Annotated in this window: 2 protein-coding genes; both read right to left on the reverse strand. The window is 68.0% G+C overall.

Annotated elements, in window-relative coordinates; all coding sequences use genetic code 11:
- Positions 1-1202 (reverse strand): sigma-70 family RNA polymerase sigma factor (locus RMO40_RS18245; protein ID WP_309724438.1); only part of this gene is annotated, 1202 nt, incomplete at its 3' end.
- Positions 1202-1609 (reverse strand): VOC family protein, encoded by a 408-nt coding sequence (locus tag RMO40_RS18250; protein WP_309724439.1) that lies wholly within the window; start codon positions 1607-1609, stop codon positions 1202-1204. The genes RMO40_RS18245 and RMO40_RS18250, both read right to left, overlap by 1 nt.
- Between the last annotated feature and the right edge of the window lie 21 nt (positions 1610-1630).

The following is a 1630-nucleotide window of genomic DNA, read 5'->3' on the forward strand; positions in this document are numbered from 1 at the left end:
CGCTCGAACTCGCTGCGCGCTTCGTCGTGTCGCCCCAGCTTGGCCAGCAGGTCGCCGCGCACGCTGGGCAGCCACTGGTAGTTTTTCAACGAGGGTTCGTCGCGCATGGCATCGACGATCGCCAGCCCCTCGGCCGGGCCGAAGGCCATGCCCACCGCCACCGCGCGGTTGAGCTCGATCACCGGAGAAGGCGCGGTCTGCGCCAGCGCGTCGTAGAGCGCCACGATCTGCGCCCAGTTGGTGTCGGCAGCGTTGTGCGCGCGGGCATGGCAAGCCGCGATGGCGGCCTGCAGCGCATACAGGCCGAGCGCGCCGCCCAAGGCTTGCGCACGCTCCAGGCCGACCAGGCCACGGCGGATCAGCAGTTGATCCCAGCGCCCACGGTCCTGCTCGAGCAGCAGCACCGGCCGGCCTTGTGCATCGACCCGCGCCGCGGTGCGCGAGGCCTGGATCTCCATCAAGGCCACCAGCCCATGCACCTCGGGCTCATCGGGCGCCAGACCAGCGAGCACGCGGCCCAGGCGCACGGCTTCGTCGCAAAGGGCGGGGCGCATCCAGTCGTCGCCGGCGGTGGCGGTGTAACCCTCGTTGAAGATGAGGTAGATCACTTCGAGCACCGAGGCCAGGCGCGGTGCGATGGCGTCGCCGCGCGGCAGCTCGAACGGCACCTGGGCTGCGCTGAGCGTGCGTTTGGCGCGCACGATGCGCTGCGCGATGGTCGGCTCGGGCACCAGGAAAGCCCGTGCGATCTCGGCCGTGCTCAAGCCGCCCAACAGCTTGAGCGTGAGTGCCACACGCGCCTCGGTCGAGAGCACCGGGTGGCAGGCGGTGAAGATCAGGCGCAGCAGGTCGTCGCCGATCTGGTCGGCGCGGGCCGCGTCGAGGGCGTCGACGAAGTCGGGCACGATCAAGGCCTCTTGTGCTTCGAGCTCATGGCCGATCTCCTCGTGCTTGGCGGCAAGCAGCTTGTCTCGGCGCAGGTGGTCGAGTGCGCGGTTTTTGGCCGTCGTCATCAACCACGCGCCCGGGTTGTGGGGCACGCCCGACTCGGGCCAGTGCTCGAGCGCTGCCACCAGCGCGTCTTGCGCCAGCTCTTCGGCCAGGCCGACGTCGCGCACCAGGCGCGCCACGCCGGCGATGATCTTGGCGGCCTCGATGCGCCAGACCGCGTCGATCGCCTGCTGCGTTGCCTGGATGGTCATCAGTTGGGTGGCGCTGCGTTCGGGTCCATGTACATCAGCTCCCACACGTGGCCGTCGAGGTCTTCGAAGGCGTGGCTGTACATGAAGCCGTGGTCCTGCACGGGGCTGGGTGTGCTGCCGCCGCCGGCCACCGCCTTGGCCACGAGCTGGTCGACCTCGGCCTTGCTCTCGCACGACAGGCAGATCAACACCTCGACGCTCTTCTTCGCATCGGTGATCTGCTTCTTGGTGAAGGTCTGGAAGAAGGGCTCGGTGAGCAGCATCGCGTGGATGGTGTCGCTGATCACCAGGCAGGCGCCCTGGTCGTTGCTGAACTGCGGGTTGAAGTAGTAGCCCATGCCCTCGAAGAAGGTGCGCGAGCGCGGCAAGTCCTTGACGGGCAGGTTGACGAAGATGAGTTTGTTCACGGGTGTTCCTTGGGGTTGAGT

This window comes from Rhizobacter sp. (genome assembly GCF_031412075.1).
Classification (GTDB): domain Bacteria; phylum Pseudomonadota; class Gammaproteobacteria; order Burkholderiales; family Burkholderiaceae_C; genus Rhizobacter.